The organism is Hallella absiana, from assembly GCF_025457485.1.
GTDB classification, from domain to species: domain Bacteria; phylum Bacteroidota; class Bacteroidia; order Bacteroidales; family Bacteroidaceae; genus Prevotella; species Prevotella absiana.
Window position 1 is genome coordinate 25,549 of record NZ_JAMXSP010000022.1, and the last position, 26,121, is coordinate 51,669.

The following is a 26,121-nucleotide window of genomic DNA, read 5'->3' on the forward strand; positions in this document are numbered from 1 at the left end:
TTGCTGTTGTATTGAGTTTTTTGTTGTCTTTTATTGGAATAAATGATTTGTTGTCTTTAGAAAGGCAAGAACCTATTTGCCACCTTCCTTTCGGTATTCATAAGCACCGATGTCCGGCAGTTCATCTCTTTTCACTCCGTCGCGGTCGATAGGCCGGGCTGTCTTCGCGTTTGCCTTGTCCACGGCTGCGGAGATCTTGCTCAGGTGGAAATCGTAGTATTGCTTGTCAGCGTCGATCTTCACGAAATTCTTTTCCCCGTATATCGTCGTGTCTTTGACATCTTCGTAGATGATGTTCTTGAAATATACGCTGTCTGCCGTCGTGGGCTTCGGTGTGCGCAGCACGCAATCCTCAAAGTCAAAGTTGAACGGCTTGGCCTCGTCTTTTGGGCGTTCGCCACTGATCAAGTCATCTGCGTAACCTGTAATCAAAGAGTTTGTGACATTCAGCTTCGTGAGTGGGTGGTTTGCACTGAAGTGCAGGGCATATCCGCGGTTTCCGTCAAAGGGATAGAACTGCGCCAACGTGCTGTTGTTGATCTCCACAGTGCCACCATCCACTTCAACGCAGTCGCCTAATGTGTTGGTAATCTGCGCGTTGCTTAAGATGATATTACTGTTGGTAACTTTTAGCCCTGCGCCTTGGCAGTTGTGGATGGTAATCTGTGAAGCCGTCAGTTTCTGCTTGCTGACATCCGAAGAGTCGATGACCATACCGTCGAAGGTACTGTGGATGTCGGTGTAGCTAAGTTGGTTGCCATAAGAAGAAGTGTGGAAGTGTATTCCTTGCCACTGTCCAGGCACTCGGTCGTAGGGCAGGTAGTCAAACATCCTGTCGAGTCGGTCGCCCCGCAGCGTGATGGGCTGCTGGTCATTTCCCAGGGCGATGAGTGTGCCGTAGACATTCAGTCGGGCATCGCCATGGAAGTAGAGTGTCTGTCCGGCTGCTATTCTCAGGGTAGCAGCACTGTCCACTTTGATGCCTCCATAGATGACAAGCGGGCGCCCTTGAGAGTTGATGGTCGTGTCATGTCTTATTTCCATGCTGCGGGCCATGATTGCATTCCAAGTGTAGGCATTGAGATGGATCTTCTGCGCGGCACCGTCGCCTAAGGTGAAGATGAGATCGTCTTCTGTCAGAGTGGGTGTATCAGATGCGGCTCGGGGAGCAGTCAGTTCCACAAACACCCTGAGGCTGTCACCTTTTCTCAACTCTATATCGCTGCTTTGGTAGTTGTTCTCAGCTCCTAAGTAGATGCCGTCGACATTCACGCGGAAACCTGCTGTCTTGCCGGTGCTTACATTTTGAAACCGTATGTTTTCGTTGGAGTGGTTGTAGACCCAAACAGACCGTGTCGTGGAAGGCACATTGGCAAAAAGCGTGTCAAAGCGGATGGTGTCAGCGGAGAAGGCCACGCGATTGGCCGACGATGTCACAAAGTCATCGTCGTTGGTGCATGCTGCCGTCACCACGACTGTCAACATGCAAAGCAAAATGGCTATGAGTCCACTGCCTTTTTCTGTTTTCATCATATCTTCATAACGGACACCTTATTATATTATTGTAGTATCTGTTCAAAGAATCAGTATTATAGGACAAAAGAATCACTGAATCGTGGCAAAACGCATATCCTCAGAAAAACATGCTTTATTTTCGTTTTAAATGTTTTGCCGTATGGGAAAAAACTTGTAACTTTACACCTTGAAAAATCATCCAAACGGCTTAGAACGCAAATAAAGGCCGTTAAACGGAATTTAAACAACAAAAAGATAACATGGACGAGAATCGGACAATTGACCAGGACCGCATCATGAAAATCAATATAGAAGAGGAGATGAAATCCTCCTATATTGACTATTCTATGTCAGTGATCGTGGCCCGTGCCCTTCCGGATGTCAGAGACGGATTCAAGCCGGTGCACCGGCGTATCCTCTATGGTATGCTTGGACTGGGCAACACGAGTGATAAACCTTACAAGAAATGTGCGCGTGTCGTGGGTGAGGTATTGGGTAAGTACCATCCTCATGGCGACAGCTCGGTCTATGGTGCCCTCGTGCGTATGGGCCAGGACTGGAACATGCGCTATCCGCTTGTAGACGGACAGGGTAACTTCGGTAGTGTTGACGGCGACTCTCCTGCTGCCATGCGTTATACCGAGTGCCGTCTCTCCAAGATGGGTGAGCATATCATGGACGATATCGAGAAGAATACCGTCGATATGGTCAACAACTTCGATGATACGCTGCAAGAGCCCTCGGTGATGCCTACCAAGGTGCCCAACCTGCTGGTCAACGGCGGTAACGGTATTGCCGTGGGTATGGCTACCAACATTCCTACTCACAACCTGAGCGAGGTGATCAATGGCTGCTGCGCTTACATCGACAATCCAGACATCGACACCGAGGGACTGATGAAGTATATCCCTGCTCCAGACTTCCCCACGGGTGCTTATATCTATGGCCTCAAGGGTGTCAAAGAAGCATATGAGACGGGTAAGGGACGCATCATCATGCGTGCCAAGGCTGAGATCGAAAGCGATGACAGCCACGACCGCATCGTGGTCACGGAGATTCCTTATGGTGTCAACAAGCAGCAGCTCATCGAGTATATCGCTGACCTTGTGAAGGAAGGCAAGCTGGAGGGTATCTCCAATGTCAATGATGAGACCGGCCGTCAGGGCATGCGTATCGTTGTCGACGTGAAGAAAGATGCCAACGCCAAGGTCATCCTCAACAAGCTCTTCAAGATGACGGCACTGCAGAGCTCCTTCGCTGTGAACTGCATTGCACTGGTGCCGAGCAAGCACGATCATCTGCAGCTTCGCCCGAAGTTGCTCTCACTGAAGGAGTGTATCCGCTATTTTGTGGATCACCGTCATGAGGTGACGATTCGCCGTACTCAGTTCGATCTGAACAAAGCCAAGGAGCGTGCTCATATCCTCGAGGGACTGATCATTGCCTGCGACAATATCGACGAGGTGGTGCATATCATCCGGGGCAGTAAGACACCGGCTGAGGCTCAGACCAATTTGGAGAAACGGTTCAACCTCGACAATCTCCAGAGCAAGGCTATCGTGGACATGAGACTCTCTCAGCTCACCGGACTGAGAATGGATCAGTTGCACGCTGAATATGAGGAACTGGAGAAGCAGATTACTTATTTGCAGTCTATTCTCGATGATCCCGAGCTTTGCAAGAAGGTGATGAAAGACGATCTCAATGAGGTGAAGGAGAAATACGGTGATGACCGCCGTACACAGATCATCCCCGACGAGCATGAGTTCAACGCAGAGGACTTCTATCCCAATGATCCTGTGGTGATCACGGTGAGCCACCTCGGCTATATCAAGCGCACGCCGCTGAGCGACTTCCGTGAGCAGGCGCGTGGTGGCGTCGGCTCGAAGGGCGCCCATACGCGTGAGAAGGACTTCACAGAGTATATCTATCCTGCCACGATGCACCAGACGATGCTCTTCTTCACAAAGAAGGGCCGCTGCTACTGGCTCCACTGCTACGATATCCCAGAGGGTGACAAGACGTCGAAGGGACGTGCTATCCAGAATCTGCTCAACATCGATCCCGACGATGCAGTGAACGTATCTCTGCGTCTCCGTGGACGTGGCTTGGAGGATGAAGACTTCGTCAACAGTCACTATGTCGTCTTTGCCACGAAGAATGGTATCGTCAAGAAGACTTCTCTGAAGGAATACTCACGTCCGCGTGCCAATGGTGTGCAGGCCATCAACATCCTCGAAGGTGACGAGGTGGTCGACGTACGCCTGACCAATGGACATAACGAACTGATCATGGCCGACCGCAATGGTAAGGCTGTCCGCTTCGACGAGAACGACGTGCGTTGCATGGGCCGTGTGTCTACCGGTGTACGTGGTATGCGTCTCGATGAGGGCGACGATGCTGTGGTCGGTATGGTCGTTGTCAACGACGCAGAGACCGAGACTGTGATGGTCGTCAGTGAGAACGGCTATGGCAAGCGCTCGATGGTGGAAGACTACCGTAAGACCAACCGTGGCGGTAAGGGTGTCAAGACCATGGCGGTCACAGAGAAGACCGGTCGTTTGGTGGCTATCAAGAATGTTACAGATGATAACGATTTGATGATCATCAACAAGAGTGGCATCGTCATCCGACTGGCTGTGAAGGAAGTGCGTGTCATGGGTCGTGCTACCCAGGGCGTGCGTCTGATCAACCTCGCCAAGAAGAACGACATCATCGCCAGTGTCTGCAAGGTGATGAGCTCTGAGCTGGAGGCCACCGTAGAGGAAGAAAGCCATCAGAAGATGCTTGAGAAGAACGAGCAGTTCGACGAGTCGACAGTGGGAGAGCAGCCGGCGGCTGAAGCTCCGGCAGAAGATACGACGACACCTGACGATCCCGAGACCCAGGCTTAAAAAGTAATAATAGATAACAACCGTATAATTTTATCTTAACGTCTATGAAGAAAATGATGATTGCAGCCATGTTGGTGCTGGGCGCCTCGGCTGCGTTCGCCGGTGATAGCGACGTCTTGAAAGCTATCACAAAGGAGAAAGACTATGCCAAGGCTGTGGAGCTGGTGAAGTCCAGCCTCGGTCAGCTGGCTAACTCTGGCGAGAAAGCTAAAGCCTATGAGCATCTGACCCGTCTGGCTTTGCAGAAGTTCGACAAGGAGAATGCAATCCAGGCTGCCAACATGCAGGCTCAGATTACCAAGCAGAAGGTGGAGCCTTACGACACACTGGGTTTCTATCAGGCAGCTTACGATGCTACCCAGAATGCTTTGGAGTGCTTCAAGTATGACGCAGAGCCCAACGAGAAGGGCAAGGTGAAGCCACGTTTCACCGCAGCTCTGACCCCGCTGGTCGCCAATGCCCGTATGCAGCTCGTCACTGCCGGCAACTACTATGCTCAGCTCAACGATCAGGACAACGTGTTGAAGTATTGGGGCTCATTCCTCGATTCTGACAACCTGCCTTTCTTCCAGTCTACAAAGGAGCAGGAGAAGCAGTTCCTGGGACAGGTCGCTTACTATACCGCTCAGTATGCTAATCAGGCAAAGAAATATGATCTCGCTGAGAAGTATGCCGACATCGCCACTCAGGACACTTCTGTCGCAAAGCAGGCTCAGGCTTTCAAACTGGCTATGGCTCAGCGCAATCTGAAGACAAAGGCTGACTCTGTGGCTTATGTTCAGAAGCTGGCTGCTATGTATGAGAAGGAGCCTGACAATGAGATGATCTTCGGACAGCTCAGCAACTTCTACAGTCTCATGGGTATGACCAAGGAGTTTGATGCTCTTGTAGAGGGCAAGATTGCCAAGAATCCTAACGACTTCACTGCTTGGGCTCTGAAAGGCCAAGCACTGATGAACCGCAACTCCACAGCTACCAATCCTGATTGGAAGGGCTGCGTAGAGGCTTTCAAGAAGGCTGTGTCCATCGATCAGACCAACCCCGTGGTCTATACCTATTTAGGTTTCTCCATGAACGCTATGGCATCCGGCATCAATGGCGACCGCGCTCAGCAGCTGGCACTCTACAAGGAGTCTATGGGCTACCTCGACAAGGCTAAGGAGCTGGATCCGAATCGTGAGAAAGCCAACTGGGCATATCCTCTTTATCAGTGCTACTACTCTGTCTATGGTGCTAACGATCCCAAGACAAAGGAGTTGGAAGCCATGCTGAAGCAGTAAGACAGAAAGTTAAATCAATCGTTTGCCTCCTTGCTTAAGGAGGTTGCGTTAACATCCATAAAAAAGGCCGACACAATTGTGTCGGCCTTTTTTTATGGATGTTGTGAATAAAAGACTAATCTGATTATTGTTGCAGGTATTGCGCAGCCATCTCGGCGCATCGCTCACCGTCGATAGCGGCGGAGACGATGCCGCCGGCATAGCCTGCTCCCTCGCCACAGGGGAAGAGACCTTGGAGGCGGATGTGCTGCAAGGTGAGATCGTCGCGAAGAATACGTACCGGACTGGAGGTGCGGGTCTCTGTAGCTATGAGTGTGGCTTCATTGGTCAAGAAGCCATGACGCTGACGACCAAAGGCTTTGAAACCTTCTTGCAGACGATGGGCAATGAACGGCGGCATCCAGAAATGCAGCGGACTGCTGACAAGTCCCGGTGCATAGCTGCTGTCAGGGAGATCGTAGCTCAGATGACCATTGACGAAGTCTGCCATGCGCTGAGCCGGGGCTGTCTGCTTTCTGTTGCCCTGCTGCCAGCAGTTCTTTTCCAACTGCTCTTGAAAACGCATCATGCTGAGCGGATCTGTTCCTTGTGCCGCGTCAGTGTGGTCGTTGTCCGCGGCAGCGGTGCCGCCACGCTCTATCTCGGCGAGGTCTTCGGGATGAACCTCCACGACCATGCCACTGTTTGACCAGCGTGTGCCGCGGTTGCTCGGCGACATGCCGTTGACAACGATCTGCTCAGGGCCTGTTGCCGCCGGAATGATGAAGCCGCCGGGACACATGCAGAACGAATAGACACCACGGCCTTCCACTTGGGTGACAAATGAATACTCGGCAGCAGGCAAATACTTACCCCGGCCATTGCGACTGTGGTATTGTATTTGGTCGATCAGCTCGGCCGGATGCTCCAGTCTCACGCCCACGGCAATGCCTTTAGCCGCAATTTCTATATGTTGGTCATTGAGATAGCGGTAGACATCGCGCGCACTGTGACCGGTGGCCAGGATGACAGGGCCGTGGAGCTCCATCTCTTTGTTGTTGACATGGTTCACGGCACGGATGCCCACCACACGCCCGTTCTCAATGAGCAGTTCGGTCATCTTGGTATTGAAGTAAACCTGTCCGCCCGATTGCAGGACCTGTTTCCGCATGTTTTCAATGACGCGCGGCAATTTGTCCGTACCGATATGAGGATGTGCGTCACAGAGAATAGATGTGGAAGCGCCGTGTTGGCAGAATACGTTGAGGATCTTCTCTACGCTGCCACGTTTCTTGCTGCGCGTATAGAGTTTGCCGTCGGAGTAGGCACCGGCGCCACCTTCACCAAAGCAATAGTTGCTCTCGGGATCGACACACTGGTTACGTGAGATGGCCGCCATGTCCTTCTTGCGCTCTCTGACATCCTTGCCGCGCTCAACGATCACCGGGCGGTAGCCCAGCTCGATCAAGTGCAAGGCACCGAACAAACCACCGGGACCGGCTCCCACAACGATCACTTGGGGAGCGTCTGACACATCGGGATATTCCACTCGCTGGTATTCGTCGTCTTGTGGTAGTTCGTTGATATATACTCTCACTTTGAGGTTGACCATTACCTGACGTTGCCGGGCGTCGATGCTGCGTCGTAATATTCTGACACGGTTGATCGTACGGATGTCGAAGCCTTTCTCCTTTGAGAGATAAGAAGCAAGGTTTTGCTCGTTGTATGCGATTTGCGGTTGTACGCGTATTTGATATTCCTGAACCATATTGCTGGAATGTATATATTAAATAAGGTGTAGTGAAGTTGGGAGGTCTTGGATGAGTCGCTTCACATAGTCTCTGCTCCAATCGTCCTCATGGTAATGCTTGTGGTCAAAACTTAGAATGTCGATGTCTATTCTGACGATGTTATCTTTCCGCTCCTCCCTGCTGGAATGCATCAGTCGCTCGATGGCCTTGGTCTTATCGTGCAGACAGGAAAGACTATCCTTGATGCTCATCGTTGCCAGACAGTTGAGATAGGGCGGCGAGACGACGCCTACGGGCTCTGTCCAAATGGAGGGTGTGAAGTCGATTGACGCATATTCATTGCGGAGCAGCTGTTGTGCCTGTTGGATATTCGCCTCCTGGTCGGCATTGGAGCCTAAGCATAAGATGACAGAATGACTTTCTTTCATATCAAAGACAATCTACAGAATAGAGTGGGGGATAAAAACGAAAAGTGCAGTGCCGCCGTAACCGTCAACACTGCCCTCTTCATAGCCCACTTTCCCTCACGAAATGGGTTTAGCCTAAATATTTGATAAGGAGTTTTGCATAGCCGCTTTCACGCAGCTTGACAATGCTCTTCTCGCGAATCTGGCGCACACGCTCTCGGGTCAGTCCGAGCTGATCACCGATTTCCTCCAGACCTTTTTCGTGACAGCCGATGCCAAAGCATTCGCGCACAATGGTGATCTCACGGTCTTTCAGCACGTTGCGGAGCACCACGTCGAGCTCTTTTGCCATGCTCTCGTAGTCGACCTGCCTGTCAGTGCGACTGTCATCGCCGGAGGCAAGCACGTCAGCCATACTGTTGTCGTCGTCCTCCTGGAAAGGAGCGTCGATACTCATGTGGTGGTTGTCGGCCTTGATGGTCTGATCGATCTTTGCCTCCTCGATGTTTGTCAGATTGGACAGTTCCTGTACGGAGGGGCGGCGCTGATTCTTCTGCTCGAACTTGGAGATCTCAGAGTTGATCTTCGACAGCGCACCTACCTGATTGAGCGGCAGACGCACGATACGGCTCTGCTCTGCGATAGCCTGCAGGATGCTCTGGCGAATCCACCACACTGCATAGGAGATGAACTTGAAGCCACGAGTCTCGTCAAACTTTTCAGCGGCTTTCACCAGTCCGATGTTGCCCTCATCGATCAAGTCGGTGAGACCCAAACCTTGGTGCTGATATTGCTTGGCGACAGAGACGACGAAGCGCAGATTGGCTTTCACCAATTTGTCCTTAGCACGTTCTCCTTCACGTCCACCGCGACGAATGGCCTGAGCAAGCTCAATCTCTTCATCTACGGAAATCATTGGGACACGACCAATCTCTACCAAGTATTTGTCCAATGCTTCACTGGAACGGTTGGTGATGCTTTTTTGAATCTTAAGTTGACGCATGATGTTATTTTTGACCTTTGAATAAACAAACTAATACCTTGACTGATTATATACGAGAAAAGTGTCTCTTTGGGAGACCCTTGATGTATATCCAAGTAGCATACAAAGGTAAGAATATTTTTGAAAACCGACAAAAATATTAAGTGATTTTTGAATAAATAAAGCTTCATTATAGAAAAGCCCTCTTCCAGACGAGGCTGGAACAGGGCTTATATAGTTGTTTTGTCTGTCTGTTCGTTCATGAGCAACAGACAGAGAAGTGCTTTACTTCTTGTTCAGCAGCAGGTCTGTCTGTACGGCTACAGCCACGGTAGCACCCACCATTGGGTTGTTACCCATACCCAGGTAGCCCATCATCTCAACGTGAGCAGGTACAGAAGAAGAACCAGCGAACTGAGCGTCGCTGTGCATACGGCCCATGGTGTCGGTCATACCATAAGAAGCAGGACCTGCAGCCATGTTGTCCGGGTGCAGTGTACGGCCCGTACCACCACCGGAAGCAACAGAGAAATAAGGCTTGCCAGCGGCGATGCGCTCTTTCTTATAAGTACCGGCAACGGGGTGCTGGAAACGTGTCGGGTTGGTGGAGTTACCAGTGATGGAGACATCCACGTTCTCGTGCCAGAGGATAGCAACGCCCTCGCGGACATCGTCAGCACCATAGCACTTTACCTTCAGACGGGCAGGGTTGTTGCCGTAAGGAATCTCCTCGACAATGTTCAGCTTGCTTGTGTAGTAGTCGAACTTTGTCTTGACGTATGTGAAGCCATTGACGCGGCTGATGATCTGTGCGGCGTCTTTGCCCAGACCGTTCAGGATCACGCGCAGCGGTTTTTTACGTACTTTGTTTGCCATCTCTGCAATCTTGATGGCACCCTCAGCAGCAGCGAAAGACTCGTGGCCGGCCAGGAAGGCGAAGCACTCGGTCTCTTCACGGAGCAGACGTGCTGCCAGATTGCCGTGGCCCAGACCTACCTTGCGGTCGTCAGCCACACTTCCGGGGATGCAGAATGCCTGCAGACCGATACCGATAGCTTCAGCGCACTCAGCTGCACTCTTGCAGCCCTTCTTGATAGCGATAGCAGCACCGGCAACGTAAGCCCACTTTGCATTTTCAAAGCAGATGCGCTGTGTGTCCTCGCAAATCTGATAAGGATCGATGCCCAGCTTGTCGCAAATTTCGTTTGCCTCTTCGAGGTTCTTGATGCCATTGGCCTGGAGGGCAGCGTTGACCTGTGCCTCACGACGCTCCTGGCTTTCGTATTGAACTTTTCTAATCATACTGTGGTTCCTCCTTATTCTTTACGTGGGTCGATAGATTTAACAATGCCCTGGTCGGCAGTGGTGCGGCCATAGCGACCTGTGAACTTCTTCACAGCCTCGTTGGCGTCCATACCGTTCTTGATGGCTTCCATCATCTTGCCCAGGTGAACATACTCATAGCCACACACGAAGTCGTCCTTGTCGAGGAACATCTTGGTGATGTAGCCCTCGGTGAGCTCGAGGTAGCGTGTGCCCTTTGCCATAGTACCATAGAGGGTACCTGTCTGAGAGCGGAGACCCTTACCCAGATCCTCAAGGCCGGCGCCGACAGCGAGACCATTCTCAGAGAATGCGCTCTGTGAGCGGCCGTAGACGATCTGCAGGAACAGCTCGCGCATAGCGGTGTTGATAGCGTCGCATACCAAGTCGGTATTCAGAGCTTCCAGGATGGTCTTGCCCGGCAGGATCTCAGAAGCCATAGCTGCAGAGTGAGTCATACCGGTGCAACCGATTGTCTCGATGAGGCACTCTACGATGACGCCCTCTTTGATGTTCAGAGAGAGTTTGCAGGCACCCTGCTGAGGTGCACACCAACCCACACCGTGGGTATAGCCAGAAATGTCTTTGATTTCCTTGGCCTGAATCCACTTACCCTCTTCAGGGATTGGAGCTGGGCCGTGGTAGGCACCCTTTTTGACAACGCACATGTTGTCAACTTCCTTAGAATAAATAATCATATTCGCTACAAATTAAATATGTAAATGTGTATTAGCTTGTGCAATTGCTATAATGTATTGCAAAAATACAAAAAGTATGTGGAATAGCTGTAAGGCGATTTCTTTTTTTAACTTTTTTAAGTGCCTCTTCTACGCTTTAGTGGTGCCCGATGAAGCCAAGCAAGAACTCAACGGCACCGTTGACTCCATATCCGCCAACGTCGAGACAGAGATCGTAGTTGCGGGCGTCATAGCGCTCACATCCCGTGTAGGTCTTGGTATAGAGCTCGCGGGTGTAGTCGTTGTCTTCGATGAGTATCCGTGCCTTATGCTCGTCGACATGATAGAGTTTCATAATTCTTTCCACGCGTTGCGGCATTGGGGCATGAAGGAAGATACTGAGTTTGTTGGGGTGGTCTTTAAAGACATGGAAGCCACAACGTCCGACGATGACACACGACTCCTGTTCGGCTACTTCTCTCATCGCTTTGGCTTGTGCGTAGAAAAGTTGCCGCGAGGTGATGTCGTTGGTAGTTGGTGTATATTCGCTGATGCTTACGAAGTTCTGATAGAACTTGGTGAAGTCTTCCCACCAGGAAGGTCTTTTCTTTTCTAAGGTGACAGCTTCCTCTTCGGTGAGATTGAATTTCTGTGCGACGGCTTTCAGTATCTGCTTGTCGATGAGCTTAACGTCGAGACGTCGGGCCAGTTCTGCGCCAATCTCGTGTCCGCCTGTACCAAACTGGCGGTTGATGGTGATGATGTATTGATCGTTGAGGTTCATAGTGTAGGGCTTTAAAGTGAACATAAAGAGTGGGCGAGTGGTGATGTAGGCATCATCGTACGCTCATTGCAAAAATAGCCAAAAAAACGATATGTTCCAAATGTTTCCATAGAAAAAATGTGTTGGAAGCAAAAGAAGACAAAGTTGAAGACGAAAGAAAAACAAAAAAGCAGTGATAAGATTATCACTGCTCTTCTGAGGTGCCTGGCGGAGTCGAACCGCCTTGAACGGTTTTGCAGACCGTTACCTAACCGTTCGGACAAGGCACCAATGTCCTGCTTTATTTAAGCGGTTGCAAAGGTAATAACATTTTTTTGAATGACCAAACTTTTCTTCTACTTTTTTCTTCTTGAGCGCAAAATCGTCCTCTTTGTTCTTTACCTTTTTACTTCATTACCTTTTTACCTCTTTAGTTTTTACCTTTTTGCCTTATTAGCTTATTACTTTTTTACTTTGAAGTAGCCCAGTCTGTGGCTTATGCCTTTGTTGCCAAGTGACCGCAGTTGGTAATAGCTGGGTGACAGGCTACGGACATCAGCTTGTTTGTCCTTGAATGGAATTACCATCATCTGCTGTCCCATCAAGTTATCGATGACGAGCCATTCTGCATCAAGTACATTGCTCTTGGCAGGGAGGGTGAGGAAACCATCGTGGCAAGGGAGCAACTCAGAAGCATTGTGGCTTTGCTTGGTATAGCTTTGCAGGGGCTGGCTCTCGTTACCGTAGCGGTCCATGGCTGTCACGGCAAAGTAACGGCCTGCCGTAGGCACGGAAAGCATCGTGGCGTTCAGGCGTGTAGCCACCAGGTTGCGGGCATCGTGGGTATCTACGGGCCATGTCCGGCTGCTATATATATTATAATAAGGTGTAGTGCCCTGCCACGAGAGTGTGTTGTCTGTGAGCTGCAGTCGTGTGGGCGCTGCAGGAACAGTCTTGCTTTCCCATGTCATGGCAGGGATCAAAGCCGGCGTGCCGTCGAAGGCCTGTGCGAAGTGATAGATTCCTTGGATGTCGTCGGTGAAGAATTTCCCACGGAAATAGGTGTGTCCGAGATGGTATTTCCTGAGCAGATACATCTCGCGGGTGATATCCTCCAATTGCCATTTGCCCTCTTTGGGATCGAGGAAGTATATGCCCAGTCCCGGTGCCACGATCTTGCCGTGACTCTGTTCTGCCCAGTCAACGGCAAACGGGAAGAACTGTTCATTGCGGAAGTACATCATCGGGAACAACTCGTCCATCAGTCCGTCTTTAAGCCAGCCTTGCGCATCCTGGCAGACCTTGTCGTAGGCATTCCAACCGTGACTCCAGTATCTCGAGAGATCATTGAACTTGCCGATTGGCGAACAACTGATCTTTACCCAAGGCTTGAGAGCCTTGACACTGTCGTGAATGGCTTTGACGATCCGCGTGATATTATTGCGTCCTTGCTCCTTGCTGACCTTCATCTTCCAAGTCTCGGGATAGCGGATGTAGTCGAGATGGATGCCGTCGATGTCGTAGTTCTGTGTGATCTCCTTGCAGATGTCTGCTAAGTATCGTGCCGTCGTGGGGGCTTCAGGATTCATATATCCGTCGGCATCGATCTTGCGGATGAGTCCCGGAAACTTTTTGCGCAGCTGTGTACAGCCGAGTTTATACCATTTGCCTACTGGCAGGGTGACGACCCACGCCTGTAGTTCCATGCCTCTTTTATGGCACTCGTCGATGGCAAACTTCAAGGCGTCGTAGCCCGGCGACTTACCGGGGAAGCCACTCAAGCAGCCGTCGTATGGCTCGTATTTCGAAGGATAGATAACCGTGCCGCGAACACGTGTCTGAATGAGTACGGTGTTGATACCTGCTTTTTGGTACTGGTCCAGGAGCGAGCATAGTTCCTGTTGCTGAATCTGAGCGCTGTGCGCGCTTTGTGCATAGTGGTGAGGCCAGTCGAGTCCTCCGATGGTTGTCAACCACACCGCTCTCACTTCGTGCTTGGGAGATTGGAATAGGGTAGAGGAAGACTGAGCTTTTATCTTTGCACAAAAGAGGAAAGAAATCAGCAAACAGAATAAAGTACTTTTCTGCATCGTTACAATTATTTTCCACAAAGGTACAGATATTTTTTTGTTTTTCAAAAATAAGCATTACTTTTGCAATATAATTCGTCAGTTTTCATCGATTATGATATCATTTACGATTGCGTTGCTGGCATTGCTTGCCGGCTATTTACTTTACAGTAAGTTCATCGAACGCATCTTTGGTCCCGACGACCGTCCTACTCCGGCGGTAGCCCATTCCGATGGTGTGGACTTCGTGACGTTGCCGAGTTGGAAGGTGTTTATGATTCAGTTTCTGAACATCGCGGGCACCGGTCCTATCTTCGGAGCTATCATGGGAGCGTGGTATGGTCCTGTGGCCTATCTGTGGATCATCTTCGGTTGCATCTTTGCGGGTGCTGTCCACGACTATCTCAGTGGTATGCTCAGCGTGCGCCATAATGGTGCCAACCTGCCTTTCTTGGTTGGCCGCTACTTGGGTGGCAAGGCACGCGTCGTGATGTTGGTCTTCTCCGTGTTCCTGCTGATGATGGTCGGTGTGGTTTTTGTCTACAGTCCGGCTCTGTTGCTGAAGGACTTTGGCGGCACAACGACGCTTTGGGTGATCGTGATCTTTGCCTACTATATATTGGCCACCATGTTGCCTATCGACAAGATCATCGGCAAGTTCTATCCGATCTTTGCCTTTGCTTTGCTGTTTATGGCTGTGGCTTTGATGGTCTGTCTCTTTGTGAAGATGCCGGAGCTGCCCGAATTGTGGAGTAATCTCGATGACTGCAACCGCAATACCAATACGGCTTGGTTGGGCACGACGGGCTACATGGCGAAGAATCCATTGTTCCCCTGCCTGTTCCTGACGATAGCCTGTGGAGCCATCAGTGGCTTCCATGCTACTCAGAGCCCGTTGATGGCACGCTGCATCAAGTCTGAGAAGATGGGACGCCCGATTTTCTATGGTGCAATGATCACCGAGGGTGTCGTCGCTCTGATCTGGGCCACCGTCTCGATGTATTTCTTCTATTATGGTGGTTGGCGTGAGTGTGTCGACGCTCAGACAGCCAATGAGTTTATTGCCCAGTTCCAGGGAGGCAGCGGCAAGACGCTTATCCAGTTCTTCGCTGCACCGAGCGTCGTGGAAAAGGTGTGCACCGGCTGGTTGGGACTCTTTGGCGGCATCCTTGCCATCTTTGGTGTTGTGGCAGCTCCCATCACCAGTGGCGATACAGCATTCCGCAGTGCCCGCCTGATCATTGCTGAGGCATTGCATCTCGATCAGCGGAGTATTGCAAAGCGCTTCTATATTGCCATCCCGATGTTTATCGCAGCCGTGGCTCTGCTACTGTGGCAGATGGAGAATCCCGATGGCTTCAATACAGTGTGGCAGTGGTTTGGCTGGTCCAACCAAACGCTTGCTGTCTTCACTCTTTGGACGATCACCGTCTACCTCGTGCAGAAACGCAAGCTGTTTGTTGTGACACTCGTTCCGGCATTGTTCATGACCGTGGTGTGTGCAACTTTCCTGTTGGTATCGCCTATGGCAGCCGGTATTGACACGTCCATCGGATACTGGGGCTCGCTCGTTGTGCTTCTCATTGCCATCGTTTGGTTCTCGGTATGGTATAAGAATCAATCAAGACATAATAACCAATAAATAAGCGAATATGAAAAAGATTTTATTGCTTCTTTTTGTTTTCTCTTTGAGCGTGGTCAGCGCCAGTGCCCAGTTTGAGGAAGGAAAGAAATACGTGGGAGCCTCTTTGTCTGGCCTCGACATGAACTATAGTGGCAACGGCAAGTTCTCTTTAGGCGTAGAGGGTAAGGCTGGTTACTTCTTCAGCGACAACTTGATGTTGTTGGGTGAGGCCGGTTATGACCATCAAGGAAATCGTGACAATGGTGACGCTATCCATGTTGGAGTGGGGGGACGCTACTATATCACGCAAAACGGTATCTTCTTAGGTGCCAACTGCAAGCTGATGCATTTCGACCACAACTACAATGATTTCATGCCTGGTGTGGAGGTGGGCTATGCCTTCTTTATTAACCATAGTGTCACCATCGAGCCGTCGCTCTATTATCAGCAGAGTTTTAAGAACCATTCTGATTTCTCCACGATTGGCTTTAAGGTGGGATTTGGCATATACCTTTGATGCAGCAATATCCTTCAGCGTTATTACAGCGGGCGGTTGACGAGTTCAGCCGCCTGCCGGGTATTGGCAGTAAGACAGCATTGAGGTTGGTTTTGAATTTGCTCAAGCAGCCAGAAGAGTCTGTGGAGCATTTCACGTCAGCGATCTCGCATCTCCGTAAGGATATCAAGTACTGTTCAGTCTGTCATAACATCAGCGACACCGATGTCTGTTCCATTTGTTCTGACAGTCATCGCGATCATGGACTGGTGTGTGTCGTGGAGAATGTACAGGATGTCATGGCCATCGAGAACACCCAGCAATACGATGGGCTTTATCATGTCTTGGGTGGCATCATCTCTCCGATGGAAGGTGTCGGCCCCGGTGACTTGCAGATAGCATCGCTGGTAGAGCGTGTGGCAAAGGGTGGCATTCGTGAAGTCATTCTGGCTCTCAGTTCTACGATGGAAGGCGATACGACGAGTTTCTATATCTCCCGTCAGTTGAAACCTTATCCCGTGAAGCTGTCGGTCATCTCCCGTGGCATTTCTGTCGGCAACGAACTGGAATATACCGACGAGGTGACGTTAGGCCGCTCGATCCTTAGCCGCACGCCACTGGACAAATCATAGTATCATGAAAAGCGTATTGAATATCCTTCGACTTGAAGCAGGCTTGTCAGTGCTGATTAGCCTGTGCTTTGTCGTGCTATATGAGAATGACGTCCTGTTCGTTGGACAGTGGGGCGCGGACCGCATTGCCGATTATTATTGGGCCATCTTCATGGAGGTGGCTACGATCTGCCTGATCCCTCTGAGTCTGCGACTGTTCAAGTGGAAACATGTAGAGGCTGCTATTCATAGTGATGGCGACCAAGCCATGCTTCGATGGGGCACTTTGCGCTTGGCGATGCTCTGCGTGCCGATGGTGCTCAACACTTGGCTCTATTATCAGTTTATGAATGTTGCCTTCGGCTATATGGCCATTATTGGACTGTTGAGTCTGGCCTTTGTCTATCCCACCCGTACAAGATATATCCAAGAGAAGAAATGAAACTATCGGTAGTGATTGTCAATTACAATGTCAAGTACTATGTAGAACAGTGCTTGAAGTCGCTTCAGCGCTCATTGGCTACAGTGGACGCCGAGGTGTTTGTGATGGACAATCATTCCCGTGACGGTTCTGTTGACTATCTTTCTTCCCGCTTTCCTTGGGTGAAGGTTGTTCGGCTGAATCATAATCTCGGCTTTGCCAAGGCCAACAACAAAGCCATCATGATGAGCCATGGCGAGTATGTCTTGTTGCTCAATCCTGACACCGTGGTGAGCGAGACGCTCATCCCCAGTGTTCTGTCGTTTATGGATGCTCATCCCCGTGTGGGCGCGTCCGGCGTATGGATGATGGATGCCTCTGGTGAAAGCGCCAAAGAGAGCCGCCGTGGAGTGCCGACACCGATGACCTCTTTCTACAAGCTTTCTGGCCTTTGCTCCTGTTTCCCTCACCATTCCCGTATCGGTAAATATTATATGTGTGCCCATCCTTGGGACCAAGCCGAGCAGATTGAGATCGTCAGTGGTGCCTTCTGTCTGCTTCGCCGCAAGGCGTTGGAGGACGTGGGGCTTTTGGATGAGGACTTCTTCATGTATGGCGAGGACATCGATCTCAGCTACCGTATCCTCAAGGCAGGGTGGGAGAACTGGTATCTGCCCTGTAAGATGCTACATTATAAAGGAGAGAGCACCGAGAAGTCAAGCTTCCGTTATGTCCATGTCTTCTATGAAGCCATGCTCATCTTCTATCGCAAGCATTATCGCCACTTCAATATCCTTGTCAACGTCCCGGTGCAGACAGCCATCTATGTAAAGGCTTTCCATGCGTTGGTCAGTATGCAGTTGCATAAGATGCGCAAGAGTCTGGGCTTTGTCTCCAAGCCTGTCCGGCGCGATCCACTTTATGTGGTCTTCACTTCTGCGTCGTCGCAAGCCATTTGTGAGGACATCACCGCTTTCAATGGTCTAAACGCTGAGCTACATGTGGTCTCGCAGTGGGATGAGGCCTTGAAGATTGCGTCAGAGGTGCTCAAGCGTCAACTACCTCAACCAATCATGGTCTTCGACACCTCCTTATTTCCTTATCAGAAGATCTTTGATCTGCTCAATAGCCACCCAAGACAATGCCTCGTGGGCTGGTTCGATCCTGAGGCTCAGCTTATCATCACGTCGAAAGACGTGTTTACCTCAGAGTCTACTCATATATAATATGTAGTCATGGAAAAGAATTCTTCACTTTCCTCATCTTGTTCCCATCGTCGTCCCTTTGTATTGCTGCGTGCGATGGAGCCCGAAGACCTGGATCTGCTCTATCGTATCGAGAATGATTACGATTTGTGGCGGGTAGGCAGTACCAATGTCCCTTATTCCCGTTATGTCCTTCACGACTATATTGCCAATACCACTGGCGATATCTTCACCGACAAGCAACTCCGTCTGATCATCACCGACGGCAGTGGAGCAAATGTCGTAGGCATCGCCGACCTTGTAAATTTCAATCCTCAGCACCTGCGGGCAGAGGTGGGCTTGGTCATTGAGAAAGCCTATCGTGGACAAGGGTATGGCAAGGCGGCCATGGAAGAACTGATCACTTATGCCCGTGAGGTGCTGCACCTGCATCAGCTCTACGCTTTAGTGGCTCAGGACAACACAGCTTGCTTGAGAGTCTTTAAAGCTGTTGGCTTTCAACAAAATGCACAGCTCAAGGACTGGCTCTACGATGGAAAAGAGTATCATGACGTGGAGTTCCTGCAATTTTTATTGTAAAAAAGTTGCCCGATTATTTGGTGGTATCAGAAAAAACGAGTACCTTTGCACTCGCAATTCAGAAATGAGGCGCAAAGACAGCAAAATGGTGCGTTAGTTCAGTTGGTTAGAATGCCTGCCTGTCACGCAGGAGGTCACGAGTTCGAATCTCGTACGCACCGCTTAGGCGGTCAACAAATTTATTAAGGTGCGTTAGTTCAGTTGGTTAGAATGCCTGCCTGTCACGCAGGAGGTCACGAGTTCGAATCTCGTACGCACCGCTGAAGAGAGTTCCTCATTAAGGAACTCTTTTTTTTGCCCTTTTGTTTTACGCATGCTCAGTTGAGGCAAGATACGATAATGCCTACTTTTCCTATGATTACGCTTTTCGTCTTTTTTCTATGATTAGGCTGATAAAAAGATGCTGTTTCGTTTTTTTTCTGTATCTTTGCAAGTATAATTAATTATAGAATAAGACTAACATTATGTTTGAGAATTTAAGTGACCGTCTTGAGCGGTCGTTCAAGATATTGAAAGGTGAGGGTAAAATCACTGAGATCAATGTCGCAGAGACGCTCAAGGACGTACGTCGCGCATTGCTGGACGCCGATGTCAACTATAAGGTAGCCAAGACATTTACCGACACAGTAAAGAAGAAAGCTCTTGGTCAGAACGTACTCACGGCCGTGAAACCGGGACAGATGATGGTCAAGATCGTGCACGACGAACTGGCCAGCCTTATGGGTGGCGAGGCTGCCGAGTTGCATTTGGAACAGAAGCCGGCCATTATTTTGATGTCAGGTCTGCAGGGTTCCGGTAAGACCACGTTCAGTGGCAAGCTGGCCAATATGCTGAAGACCAAGCAACACCGCAATCCGCTGTTGGTGGCTTGTGACGTTTATCGTCCGGCTGCTATCGATCAGTTGAAAGTCGTAGGCGGTCAGATCGACGTGCCGGTCTATACTGAGCCGGAAAACAAAAACGTCAACGAAATCGCCCTCCACGCCATCCAGGAAGCCAAGGCCAAAGGCTATGACACCGTCATCATCGATACTGCCGGTCGTCTGGCAGTCGATGAGCAGATGATGGACGAGATTGCATCACTCAAGGAGACCGTCAAGCCTGACGAAACACTGTTCGTTGTCGACTCTATGACGGGTCAGGACGCCGTCAACACCGCTAAGGAGTTCAACGAACGTCTGGACTTTGATGGTGTCGTCCTCACCAAGCTCGATGGCGATACCCGTGGTGGTGCGGCACTCTCCATCCGCACGGTTGTCACTAAACCCATCAAGTTCATCGGTACCGGTGAGAAGATGGAAGCCATCGACGTGTTCCATCCCGACCGTATGGCCGACCGTATCCTCGGTATGGGTGACGTGGTCTCTCTCGTGGAGCGTGCTCAGGAGCAGTTCGACGAGGAGGAGGCACGCAAACTGCAAAAGAAGATTCAGAAAAACAAGTTCGACTTCAACGACTTCCTCAATCAGATCGAGCAGATCAAGAAGATGGGTAATCTGAAGGAGCTGGCCTCGATGATTCCTGGAGTAGGTAAGGCTATCAAGGACATCGACATCGACGACAATGCTTTCAACGGCATTGAGGCGATCATCCGCAGTATGACGCCGCAGGAGCGTACTCATCCCGAGGTGCTCAACGTGAGCCGTCGCCAGCGCATTGCCAAAGGTTCCGGCACATCTATTCAGGAGGTCAACCGACTCATCAAGCAGTTTGATCAGACCCGCAAGATGATGAAGATGGTCACCGGCAGCCAGATGAAGTCCATGATGGCAAATATGGCGCGCATGAAAGGCGCAATGAACCAATAAATATAAGCTATGTACACGTTGATAGATGGAAAGGCCACTGCTACTGCCATCAAGCAGCAGATTGCCGACGAAGTAAAGGAAATGGTGGCCAAGGGAGCCAAGCGCCCTTGTCTGGCTGCCGTGTTGGTGGGACATGATGGTGGTTCCGAGACGTATGTCAAAAACAAGGTCATCGCCTGCGAGCAGTGCGGCTTTGAGTCCCGTCTGATCCGCTATGAGGATGATGTCACCGAGGAGGAGCTTCTCGCCTGTGTGGCCAAGCTCAACGACGATCCCCAGGTCGATGGCTTCATCGTACAGCTGCCTCTGCCGAAACATATCGATGAGCAGAAGATCATCATGGCCATCGACTACCGCAAGGATGTCGACGGTTTCCATCCGATCAACGTGGGTCGCATGGCCATTGGCCTGCCGTGTTTTGTGTCTGCAACACCGTTGGGCATCATGACACTCTTGCAGCACTACCACATCGAGACATCCGGAAAGAAGTGTGTGGTGCTGGGACGCAGCAACATCGTCGGCAAGCCGATGGCACAGCTGATGATGCAGAAGCAATACGGCGACGCCACGGTGACGGTCTGCCACTCCCATACTAAGGACATCAAGGCTGAGTGCCGTGAGGCCGACATCATCATTGCAGCGATCGGCCGTCCCGACTTTGTGACTGCCGACATGGTGAAGGAAGGCGCAGTCATCATCGATGTCGGGACTACGCGTGTGCCTGATGACACGAAGAAGAAAGGCTTCCGCCTCAATGGCGACGTGAAGTTCGACGAGGTGGCACCGAAGTGCTCGTTCATCACGCCGGTTCCCGGTGGTGTAGGTCCTATGACGATTTGCTCATTGATGAAGAACACACTGGCTGCGGCCAAGAAGGAATACTACAAATAAGGTAGTGGGCCCCTTCGGGGGCTCTCTGCTTTTACTCTTTAAAGAACCTACTTCTCATTTCAAAATTTCTACCGATGAACACCAAACTATTACTATTCTCTACATCGCTTTTCATTACAGCCTCAATGCCATCGACGGTGTGGGGCCAGCGTCAGCGGGCTTCCTACGAGATTGCCGGACGCGACACCACGTGTCAGCTTTTTCTCTATTCTCCCGGACCAACCAAAGGATTGCATGTTGCCTACTTCACCGGTCGCAACCGGTGGCAGGACTTGGGACAGCTCTGTGGCTCGGACTATGGTGCATGGGGCAGTGAGAAGAAGATGTATTCACCCTATGTCATCCAGGCTCAGGACGGGACGTGGCGACTGCTCTTCTCCGTCAACAACTATGCGCCCTGCTTTGCGGCTGCCTACAGCGAGGACTTGGTAACATGGCGCCCGCAGGACTATCCGCGTGTCAAAGAGAATGGTGTGTTGGAGCCGATCATGTTCCAGATGGATCCCGACAATATCGACATCTATTTCAAGGCTAAGGATGGTACTCGCCATTATGTGCAGGCATCCAATGACTTCCGCCATTTCACGGAATCTGCCGATGCGAGCACGATAGAGGATGCTGCCTGGATGCGTGACACAGCGACCATTGCCGGCACCACTTTTCAGGGTAATGCCTTCGACGTGCCTAAGCTGCAGTTGGATTATCTCTTCCAGTATTTCGACGCCATGGCCAATGATGCCCGCATGAGTGCTGAGACAATGAAGGACGACGCGAAGCGTTTCGCTTCTCTCGCTTCACCGCTGACGACAACACTGACCATTGATCCGTCAAAGCAAAAGACGATCAGCGACCGACTGATGGGCGTTTTCTTCGAGGACATTAGCTATGCTGCCGATGGTGGCCTTTATGCGGAACTTGTTCAGAACCGTGATTTCGAGTACACCTCCGACGACCATCGTGGGTGGGACGCAACGACCGCATGGAAGAGCAATCATCCGATCCGCGTCAGCGCGGCAGAGCCGCTGAGCAAAAACAATCCCCACTATGTGCTCCTGACCAAGCAAGACACACTCTATAACACAGGGTGGGGCAGTGTGATGGCTGAACCACTCCAGCAGTTCGACTTCTCTGTTTTTGTCCGTTGCAACAATGGACGCAAGAACCAGTTGCTGGTGAGCCTTGTCGACGACAAGGGCGAGATGCTCGCAAAAGAGAAGATAAAGGTCGATGGAGAGGGCTGGCAACGCTATGCTTTGCCTCTGATCATTGACAAGAAAGCAGTGAAGAGTCAGGTCAGACTGATGCTGACACCTTTGAAAGAGGACAGCATTGCCGTAGACATGGTAAGCCTCTTTCCTCACGATACCTTCAAGGGACATGGGCTTCGCAAAGACTTGGCCGAGGCTATCGCGGCCCTCCGTCCTCGGTTCGTACGTTTTCCCGGTGGTTGCATGAGCCATGGTCAGGGACTTGACAACATCTATCACTGGAACGAGAGCGTAGGTCCCTGGCAGGACCGTAAGCCCGCGAAGAACATTTGGAACTATCATCAGACACGTGGCTTGGGCTTTTATGAGTATTTCCAGTTCTGTGAGGACATCGGTGCGGAGCCGCTTCCCGTGCTGGCCGCGGGCGTACCTTGTCAGAACTCCGCTGCCGACAAGGATGGCTACGGCGGTCAGCAAGGTGGTATCCCGATGGCCGACATGCCGGCTTATTGCCAGGAGATTCTCAATATGATCGAGTGGGCCAATGGCGATCCGGCCACTTCCAAGTGGGCCAAGATGCGTGCCGACGCAGGTCATCCGGCACCGTTCCACCTTAAATATATAGGTATAGGCAACGAAGATCTTGTCTCCACAACCTTTGAGGAGCGCTATGAGATGATCTGCAAAGCCATTAAGCAGAAGTATCCCGACATCACCGTCTGTGGTACTGTGGGACCTTTCCATAATCCTTCGGCCGACTATATTGAGGGCTGGCGCTTTGCCAAAGCCCATCACGATCTGATAGACATGGTCGACGAGCATTACTACGAGTCACCGGGATGGTTCCTGCATCATCAGGACTACTATGACGACTACGACCGCAAGGGCCCGAAAGTCTATCTTGGCGAGTGGGCTTCCCGCGACCGCAGGGTGGAGAATGCGCTGGTCGAGGCCATCCACCTGTGCAATGTCGAGCGCAATGCCGACATTGTCAGTATGGCCAGCTATGCGCCGCTGCTCTGCAATGAGGCTCATCAGAATTGGAATCCCGACATGATCTATTTCAACTCTGACAGTATCACCGCGCTTACTCCCAGCTACTACACTCAGAAGTTGTGGGGCAACAGTGCCGGTGACCGCTATGTCGCATCCCAGTTCTCTTTGCCTGAGAACATCCGCTATCGTGTGGCATCGAGCGTTGTCCGGGACCAGAAGACGGGAATCACGTGGGTGAAACTCGTCAATGCCTTGCCACAGTCCTTGACAGTTGATGTGAAAGGACTGGCGATTCCCTCAGGTGCAGAGGCCGTAGGCTTCAGCGGACAGCCCAACGATATGAATGTGAAGGTAGAGACGACTCGTGTCAGCGGCCCCACGATCACGCTCAAACCCTATTCCGTGACCGTGATCACCATTCCCCGGCAATAGCAGGCGAGAAACGAGAAACCTGCTAAGCTTTTGACATATAGGCAGGTGACAGTGACTTTCTGTCATCTGCCTTTTTCTTGGTTGCTAATTGTCCTTTTCTTCTTGCTTTGTAGTCTCCAATCCATACTTTCTTGTTAATTTATGTTTTATTGCCTTCAAAGCGTTAAAATAATTTGGAAGTTTAAGAAAAATCCCTTTACTTTGCACACAGTTTGTATGCAGCATAACAGAAATATATATTAATTACACAAAGACAAATAAGTTATGAAAAAGTTATTTACCTTGATGGCAGCAGCCCTGATCGCTGCTGGCGCATCTGCACAGACAGTGCAAGAGAGTAAGACATTCGACAACATCTACGTTGGCGTTAATGGCGGTGTGGCAACAAAGACCACAGGCAACGCCTGGCTGAAGGGTCTCAATCCTAACTTCGGTGTTCGCGTTGGCCGTTGGTTCACTCCTGTCTTCGGTCTCGCTGTTGAGAGCAACGCCTATTTCTCCAATAAGCCTTTCGCTTCTACCGGTACGGCTGTCCGCTTCCTCAACACCAGCCTGCTGGGTACTGTAAACCTGAGCAACTGGTTCGGTGGCTACAAGGGTGAGCCTCGCTGCTTCGAGGTGATTCCTGTTGCCGGTCTGGGCTGGGGTCATATCTTCGGTCACAACAACGAGCGCGTAGGCAGCAAGGATTTCGACTACCGCAACAATCTGACTTCTAAGTTGGGCATCGACTTTGCCTTTAACTTCGGTAGCCAGAAGCAGTGGCAGGCTTATGTTGAGCCTTCTATCAACTATGGCTTGAACGACAATACAGACCGTGTCAACTACAATCTGTCCAACGGTGGTATGAAGTACAACATCAACCATAGCTACGTTCAGCTCAACGCTGGTGTCGTCTACAAGTTCAAGAACAGCAATGGCACACACAACTTCAATATCGTGAAGCCTTACGACCAGGCTGAGATCGATCAGCTCAACAGCACGATCAACGATCTGCGCGACGAGCTGGCTAAGAAGCCTAAGGAGATCGTCAAGGAAGTCGTCAAAGAGGCTCCGGCTCCTCAGGAGGTGAAGGTAGAGAACCTCGTCTTCGTGACATTCGCTCAGGGCAAGAGCTTCCTGACTAAGGAGGCTAAGAAGGCTCTCAACGCTGTGAAGAGCGGCAAGCACGTTCAGATCGTTGGTACTGCTTCTCCAGAGGGCAGCAAAGAGGTCAACGACAGACTGTCTCAGGCTCGTGCTGACGAGGTTGCCAAGTATCTCAAGAAGAACGGTGTCGTAGTCGATGAGGCTACTGGTAAGGGTGTCCAGGGTACTACATCCAACCGTATCGCTGTTGTTTACGTGAAGTAATCGTTTCACAAACATATCCATTTGCTCCCTGCTCGTAGTTACTATGGGCAGGGAGTTTTTTTGTTTCAAGACTCCGAAAGTTGAAATATGCCACAACCCTTTTCCATATTTTGTTCGATTGTTGAATAAACTGACAAAAAAGTGGCTCTGAGAATGCGATTCTCAGAATCAAACTGTCCTTTGCTTCAATTTTCGCAATTTTGAGGCGTTTTTGTTAACTTGTTGGTTAACAGCGATATACGTTACGTTATGCTTTCTTGGTTCTATCAAAACAGTGGAATGAGACAAAATTTTCTAGAGAATTTTGTCTCATTCCACTGTTTTGATGTCGTCATCTCAGTTGTTTTACTCGGTCATTTCAGTTATCTGACTTGGTCAACTCAGTTGTTTTCTCCTAAAAACCTTCTCTTTTCCCCCTCAGGTCTTTCTTTTTTCGAGTTTTCAGTCCGGTGGTCTCTCTAGAATGTGTTAAAAGGTTGACAGACTTTTGTCAATAAGTTTGTTTTTCGAAGGTCATGCCGAAAGGGGTATGCCACAATAGTTGTTAGGTACTTTTAAGCAGACAATCTGCAATAACCAATATTGTCAAGGTACTGTATTACCTCAATGGAGGTAATGACTTAGCAACGGTTCTAATTTCTACAATTTGCATACGTTTGCTTGTCAAACAACTCTTTTCATCTTGGGGCATAGATACAATTTTAAATTTAGAATACTGCATTGTTGCATGTTTTTTAGACCTTAATTCCGCAACACTATAATTTAACTTTATTTATAAGTTCCTGAGCAACAAAAAGTTGCCCAGGATTTTGCCATGTCAGAATTTTCACTTATCTTAGTGTTGCAAAAAGAAAACA

General features: G+C 50.4%; 20 protein-coding genes and 3 tRNA genes. 14 read left to right on the top strand and 9 right to left on the bottom strand.

Annotated features, from left to right (window positions below; genetic code table 11):
- Positions 1-72: 72 nt before the first annotated feature.
- Positions 73-1,533: a choice-of-anchor Q domain-containing protein gene (locus NG346_RS10760; protein ID WP_262280326.1), complete on the bottom strand. Its 1,461-nt coding sequence runs from the start codon at positions 1,531-1,533 to the stop codon at positions 73-75.
- Between the two features lie 242 nt (positions 1,534-1,775).
- Here NG346_RS10760 and gyrA point away from each other — a divergent pair, with 242 nt between their 5' ends.
- Entirely contained in the window at positions 1,776-4,409 is a 2,634-nt protein-coding gene (gyrA, locus tag NG346_RS10765; protein WP_262280327.1) for a DNA gyrase subunit A, read from the top strand.
- Between the two features lie 44 nt (positions 4,410-4,453).
- A complete protein-coding gene (locus tag NG346_RS10770; protein WP_262280328.1) occupies positions 4,454-5,689 on the top strand; it encodes a tetratricopeptide repeat protein in 1,236 nt (411 codons plus the stop codon).
- Between the two features lie 124 nt (positions 5,690-5,813).
- Here NG346_RS10770 and NG346_RS10775 read toward each other — a convergent pair whose 3' ends face one another.
- The 8 genes from NG346_RS10775 to NG346_RS10810 all read right to left on the bottom strand — a co-directional run bounded on the left by NG346_RS10775 (position 5,814) and on the right by NG346_RS10810 (position 13,661).
- The gene (locus NG346_RS10775) at positions 5,814-7,436 is read right to left on the bottom strand and encodes an NAD(P)/FAD-dependent oxidoreductase (protein WP_262280329.1); all 1,623 of its coding nucleotides are present in this window, start codon (positions 7,434-7,436) and stop codon (positions 5,814-5,816) included.
- Between the two features lie 18 nt (positions 7,437-7,454).
- Complete coding sequence (locus NG346_RS10780) at positions 7,455-7,847, bottom strand: 2-amino-4-hydroxy-6-hydroxymethyldihydropteridine diphosphokinase (RefSeq protein WP_262280330.1); 393 nt, start codon at positions 7,845-7,847, stop codon at positions 7,455-7,457.
- A 109-nt stretch (positions 7,848-7,956) separates the two neighbouring features.
- The gene (locus NG346_RS10785) at positions 7,957-8,829 is read right to left on the bottom strand and encodes a sigma-70 family RNA polymerase sigma factor (protein ID WP_262280331.1); all 873 of its coding nucleotides are present in this window, start codon (positions 8,827-8,829) and stop codon (positions 7,957-7,959) included.
- Between the two features lie 264 nt (positions 8,830-9,093).
- Complete coding sequence (locus NG346_RS10790; RefSeq protein ID WP_154533320.1) at positions 9,094-10,110, bottom strand: GGGtGRT protein; 1,017 nt, start codon at positions 10,108-10,110, stop codon at positions 9,094-9,096.
- Between the two features lie 14 nt (positions 10,111-10,124).
- Complete coding sequence (locus NG346_RS10795) at positions 10,125-10,826, bottom strand: hypothetical protein (protein WP_262280342.1); 702 nt, start codon at positions 10,824-10,826, stop codon at positions 10,125-10,127.
- 139 nt (positions 10,827-10,965) lie between these two features.
- On the bottom strand, positions 10,966-11,592 hold the full coding sequence (locus tag NG346_RS10800; protein WP_262280332.1) for a cytidylate kinase-like family protein: 627 nt from the start codon (positions 11,590-11,592) through the stop codon (positions 10,966-10,968).
- A gap of 198 nt (positions 11,593-11,790) precedes the next feature.
- Positions 11,791-11,861: transfer RNA gene (locus NG346_RS10805), tRNA-Cys, on the bottom strand.
- 171 nt (positions 11,862-12,032) lie between these two features.
- Positions 12,033-13,661: a glycoside hydrolase family 10 protein gene (locus tag NG346_RS10810; RefSeq protein ID WP_262280333.1), complete on the bottom strand. Its 1,629-nt coding sequence runs from the start codon at positions 13,659-13,661 to the stop codon at positions 12,033-12,035.
- Positions 13,662-13,755: 94 nt separating this feature from the next.
- Between NG346_RS10810 and NG346_RS10815 the strand changes: the two genes are divergently transcribed.
- From NG346_RS10815 to NG346_RS10870, 12 genes are all read left to right on the top strand, one after another.
- Complete coding sequence (locus NG346_RS10815) at positions 13,756-15,282, top strand: carbon starvation CstA family protein (protein ID WP_262280334.1); 1,527 nt, start codon at positions 13,756-13,758, stop codon at positions 15,280-15,282.
- A gap of 10 nt (positions 15,283-15,292) precedes the next feature.
- Positions 15,293-15,781, top strand: coding sequence for an outer membrane beta-barrel protein (locus tag NG346_RS10820; RefSeq protein WP_262280335.1), 489 nt, complete (start codon positions 15,293-15,295; stop codon positions 15,779-15,781).
- The gene (recR, locus tag NG346_RS10825) at positions 15,781-16,392 is read left to right on the top strand and encodes a recombination mediator RecR (RefSeq protein ID WP_262280343.1); all 612 of its coding nucleotides are present in this window, start codon (positions 15,781-15,783) and stop codon (positions 16,390-16,392) included. The genes NG346_RS10820 and recR overlap by 1 nt, the downstream gene beginning before the upstream one ends.
- A 4-nt stretch (positions 16,393-16,396) precedes the next feature.
- On the top strand, positions 16,397-16,813 hold the full coding sequence (locus tag NG346_RS10830) for a hypothetical protein (protein ID WP_262280336.1): 417 nt from the start codon (positions 16,397-16,399) through the stop codon (positions 16,811-16,813).
- A complete protein-coding gene (locus NG346_RS10835) occupies positions 16,810-18,018 on the top strand; it encodes a glycosyltransferase family 2 protein (RefSeq protein ID WP_262280337.1) in 1,209 nt (402 codons plus the stop codon). Before NG346_RS10830 ends, NG346_RS10835 begins: the two co-directional genes overlap by 4 nt.
- 9 nt (positions 18,019-18,027) lie before the next feature.
- Positions 18,028-18,576, top strand: a complete 549-nt coding sequence (locus NG346_RS10840; protein WP_262280338.1) for a GNAT family N-acetyltransferase — start codon at positions 18,028-18,030, stop codon at positions 18,574-18,576.
- Positions 18,577-18,663: 87 nt separating this feature from the next.
- Positions 18,664-18,737, top strand: a tRNA-Asp gene (locus NG346_RS10845).
- Positions 18,738-18,762: 25 nt separating this feature from the next.
- Positions 18,763-18,836: transfer RNA gene (locus tag NG346_RS10850), tRNA-Asp, on the top strand.
- A 204-nt stretch (positions 18,837-19,040) separates the two neighbouring features.
- Entirely contained in the window at positions 19,041-20,384 is a 1,344-nt protein-coding gene (gene ffh, locus NG346_RS10855) for a signal recognition particle protein (RefSeq protein WP_262280339.1), read from the top strand.
- Between the two features lie 9 nt (positions 20,385-20,393).
- Positions 20,394-21,275, top strand: coding sequence for a bifunctional methylenetetrahydrofolate dehydrogenase/methenyltetrahydrofolate cyclohydrolase FolD (gene folD / locus NG346_RS10860; protein WP_262280340.1), 882 nt, complete (start codon positions 20,394-20,396; stop codon positions 21,273-21,275).
- Between the two features lie 74 nt (positions 21,276-21,349).
- Positions 21,350-23,911, top strand: a complete 2,562-nt coding sequence (locus NG346_RS10865) for an alpha-L-arabinofuranosidase C-terminal domain-containing protein (RefSeq protein ID WP_396266815.1) — start codon at positions 21,350-21,352, stop codon at positions 23,909-23,911.
- A gap of 264 nt (positions 23,912-24,175) precedes the next feature.
- A complete protein-coding gene (locus NG346_RS10870; protein WP_262280341.1) occupies positions 24,176-25,264 on the top strand; it encodes an OmpA family protein in 1,089 nt (362 codons plus the stop codon).
- Positions 25,265-26,121 lie beyond the last annotated feature (857 nt).